The organism is Microbacterium sp. H6 (assembly GCF_003314775.1).
Classification (GTDB): Bacteria; Actinomycetota; Actinomycetes; order Actinomycetales; family Microbacteriaceae; genus Microbacterium; species Microbacterium oxydans.
The window spans coordinates 22515-26445 of the sequence record NZ_QOAY01000204.1 but is presented as its reverse complement, the minus strand read 5'-3'; the positions used below and the strand labels follow the sequence as shown (position 1 = coordinate 26445).

General features: G+C 68.4%; 4 protein-coding genes. 2 read left to right on the top strand and 2 right to left on the bottom strand.

Going from position 1 to position 3931, the window contains the following annotated elements; all coding sequences use genetic code 11:
* A partial coding sequence (gene rlmB, locus DSP71_RS13845) for a 23S rRNA (guanosine(2251)-2'-O)-methyltransferase RlmB (protein WP_113681379.1) occupies positions 1–780 on the top strand: 780 nt, incomplete at its 5' end.
* 37 nt (positions 781–817) lie between these two features.
* On the top strand, positions 818–1459 hold the full coding sequence (locus DSP71_RS13840) for an NAD(P)-dependent oxidoreductase (RefSeq protein ID WP_113681378.1): 642 nt from the start codon (positions 818–820) through the stop codon (positions 1457–1459).
* 26 nt (positions 1460–1485) lie between these two features.
* Here DSP71_RS13840 and DSP71_RS13835 read toward each other — a convergent pair whose 3' ends face one another.
* Positions 1486–2790: a DUF4032 domain-containing protein gene (locus DSP71_RS13835; protein WP_113681377.1), complete on the bottom strand. Its 1305-nt coding sequence runs from the start codon at positions 2788–2790 to the stop codon at positions 1486–1488.
* An 84-nt stretch (positions 2791–2874) separates the two neighbouring features.
* Positions 2875–3931, bottom strand: a 1057-nt coding sequence (locus tag DSP71_RS13830) for an ABC transporter ATP-binding protein (protein ID WP_258546446.1), incomplete at its 5' end; no start/stop codon positions are given.

Sequence of the window (3931 nt, the reverse complement as noted above, 5' to 3'; positions counted from 1 at the left end):
GGGAACCGCGCGTCCAAGGCCAAGGCAGGAGACGACACCGAGATCGTCACGGGTCGCAACTCGGTGCTCGAGGCACTGCGGGCGAAGATCCCGGCGACGGCCTTCTACATCGCGCAGCGCGTGGAGATGGACGACCGTGTGAAGGAGATGCTCTCGATCGCGACCCACCGCGGCATCCCCGTGCTCGAGGTCACGCGTCCCGAGCTCGACCGGATGGCCGGCTTCGACGGCGTGCACCAGGGCGTCGCGATCAAGGTGCCCCCGTACGAGTACGCGCACCCCCAGGATCTGCTCGAGCAGGTCATCGACCAGGGCCACGTGCCGCTGTTCGTGGCGCTCGACGGCATCACCGACCCCCGCAACCTCGGCGCGATCATCCGCTCCACGGCGGCGTTCGGCGGCCATGGCGTCATCCTTCCTCAGCGTCGCTCGGCGAGCGTCAACTCCGCGGCCTGGAAGACCAGCGCCGGAGCGGTCGCCCGCACCCCGGTGGCTCTCGCGAGCAACCTCACCACGCAGCTCAAGGAGTTCAAGAAGCAGGGTGTCTTCGTGCTCGGGCTCGACGGTGACGGCGACGTGTCGCTTCCGGAACTGCAGCTGGCCGATCGCCCCGTCGTGATCGTGGTCGGCTCCGAGGGCAAGGGGCTCTCCCGTCTCGTCTCCGAGACCTGCGACCAGATCGTCTCGATTCCGATCTCCGCGGCCACCGAGTCGCTGAACGCCGGCATCGCGACGTCCGTCGCGCTGTACCAGGTCGCGTCGCTCCGCGCCGCGAAGTGATTCCATCGCCACATACGTCTGACTAGGGGAGAACCGCATGGCTCGCATCGTCGTCCTCGGAGGAACCGGCTACGCCGGCCGTCACATCGTTGCCGAGGCGGTGTCGCGCGGTCATGCGGTCATCGCCCTGTCGCGCTCGGAACCGACGGATCCCGTCGCCGGCGCTGCGTATCTGCAGGGCACGGCGCTGGACCTCGACTCGTTGGCCCCGGCGCTCGACGGAGCGGATGCGGTGGTGTCCGCGCTGTCTCCTCGCGGCGACATGGAGAACAGGGTCCTGGAGGCGTTGAGCGGGCTCGTCGATCGACTCACCGGGACGGAGACGCGCCTGGGCGTGATCGGCGGTGCTGGGGGCAGTCTCGTCGCTCCCGGTGGGCCGCGTCTGTTCGATCAGGATTTCCCCGAGGAGTACAAGCACGAGGCGCAGGTCGGCATCGACTCGCTCGCACTGCTCGAAGCCACCGATCCGCGTCTGGACTGGTTCTTCGTGCACCCCGCCGAGGTTTTCGGTCCGTGGGCAGAGGGCGAGCGCACCGGACACTACCGTGACGGCGGCGATGTGATCGTCCGCGACGACGAGGGCAAGTCGTTCATCTCGGGGGCCGACTTCGCGGTCGCGGTGGTCGATGAGATCGAGCAGGGCAACCACCATCGCGAGCGGTTCACCGTCGGCTACTGAGTCGCGGCCCCGACGCCTCGGAGCGGTCAGACCAGATCGCGCCAGTCGACGTCATCATCGTCGTCGGCGGTCGGCGTCGCGCCCGTGATGACGGGAAGGCTCATCGTCTCGGTGGGCGGGCCCATGATCGTGGCCTCGTCGCGGCGATGGCGCAGCACCTCGTTGATGTAGCTGGTGAGCACCTCGGCGAGGGGGATGGAGCGTCCCTCCGCCTGGGACAGGTACCAGCGGTGCTCCAGCACCTGGTGGAAGACCTCGGCAGGCTCGAGCTTGGCCCTCAGCTCATAGGGGATCGCACGGACGACGGGCTCGAAGACACGGGTGAGCCATTCGTGGGCGTACATCTCCTCGTCCGCCCACTGCTTGGTCGAGCGGGCGCGGAACTCGTCGAGGTCGTTGAGCAGGCGACGGGCCTGGTTCTCCTCGACGTCGAGGCCTGTGAGGCGGATCAGGCGCCGCTGGTGATGCCCTGCGTCGACGACCTTCGGCTGGATCTCCACGACGGTGCCGTCGGCTGTCGTGGACATGGACATCTCGTCGATGTCGAAGCCGAGGGCGTTGAGGCGCTCGACCCGTTCCGTGATGCGCCACGTCTCGGCCGCGGAGAACGACTCCTGAGCGGTGAGCTCGGCCCACAGCGACCGGTACGACGACACGATGCCGTCCGCGATCGCCACGGCATCCACTCCGTGCTCCAGACGTCCACCGGCCGCGAGGTCCATGATCTCGCCGGCGATGTTGGTGCGGGCGAGGTCGAGGTCATACGCGCGCTGGCCGTCAGTGAGGCCCTCCTCGTGGAGCTCCCCGGTCTCCGCGTCGACGAGGTAGGCCGCGAACGCACCGGCATCGCGCCGGAAGAGGGTGTTCGACAGCGAGACGTCGCCCCAGTAGAAGCCGACGTTGTGCAGGCGCACCAGAAGCAGCGCGAGCGCGTCGACGAGACGGTTCGCGGTGTCAGGGCGCAGCACCCGCGTGAACAGCGCGCGATACGGCATCGAGAAGCGCAGGTGTGATGTGACCAGGGCGGCGGGGAGGGGGTCACCATGGGCATCGGTGCGGCCGGCGATCACGGCGACCCTGTCGACGCATGGCACATCGAGGCGCGCCAGGTTGCCGAGCATGTCGTATTCGCGCTGGGCCATCTCCGCAGTGGTCTCCTTGACGGCGACGACGCGACCGGAGAGATCGGCGAATCGCACGAGGTGGCGGGAGAGCCCCTTCGGGAGCGACACGATGTGCTCGGACGGCCAATTGGCGAGGGTGGTCGACCAGGGGAGCGCGAGCAGCCCTGGATCGATCTTGCTGGCGGTGATCCGCAGCGAGTCCTGCATGGTGCTCCCTGATGGCGGGCGGTGAGGAAAAAGAGACGCGGCGCAGGTGACCGAAGTCAGCCCGCGCCGCGTCTGTGGATCCGATCAGGCGGAGACGACCGGCTTGTCGTTCAGTCGCACGCCGGACTCGCTGTCGAACGCGTGCACGTGACCCGCGTTGGCAGCCAGCGTGACCGTCTCGCCGGCGTTCGGGTGGCTGCGGCCGTCGACACGGGCGACCAGGTCGGTGCGCTTGCCGTTGATGTCGGTGTGACCGTAGAGGTAGCCGTCTGCGCCGAGCTCCTCGACCAGGTCGACGACGACCGAGAGGCCCTTGCCGTCTGCCGGGCCGACGGTGATGTCCTCGGGGCGGACGCCGACCGTGACCTGCGAGCCGTTGGCGCGGCCGACGGTGTCGCGGTCGAGCGGCACGACCTCGGTGCCGAAGCGCACGCCGCCGTCGGCCAGGTCGGCCGAGAACAGGTTCATCGCGGGCGAGCCGATGAAGCCGGCGACGAAGACGTTCTCGGGCTTTTCGTACAGGTCGCGCGGCGAGCCGACCTGCTGGAGCAGGCCGTCCTTGAGCACGGCGATACGGTCGCCCATGGTGAGCGCCTCGGTCTGGTCGTGCGTGACGTAGACCGTGGTGACGCCGAGGCGACGCTGCAGCGACGCGATCTGTGTACGGGTCTGGACGCGGAGCTTGGCGTCGAGGTTCGACAGCGGCTCGTCCATGAGGAAGACCTGGGGCTGACGGACGATCGCGCGGCCCATGGCCACACGCTGACGCTGACCACCCGAGAGAGCCTTCGGCTTGCGGGTCAGGTACTGCTCGAGGTCGAGGAGCTTGGCGGCCTCGAGGACGCGCGACGCACGCTCCTCCTTGCCGACGCCGGCGATCTTGAGCGCGAAGCCCATGTTCTCGGCGACGGTCATGTGCGGGTACAGCGCGTAGTTCTGGAAGACCATGGCGATGTCACGGTCCTTCGGCGGCACGTCGGTCACGTCGCGGTCACCGATGAGGATGCGGCCGGCGTTGACCTCTTCCAGGCCGGCGAGCATGCGGAGGGACGTCGACTTACCGCAACCGGAAGGTCCGACGAGGACGAGGAACTCGCCGTCACCGACCTCGAGGTTCAGCTTGTCGACGGCGGGACGGGTT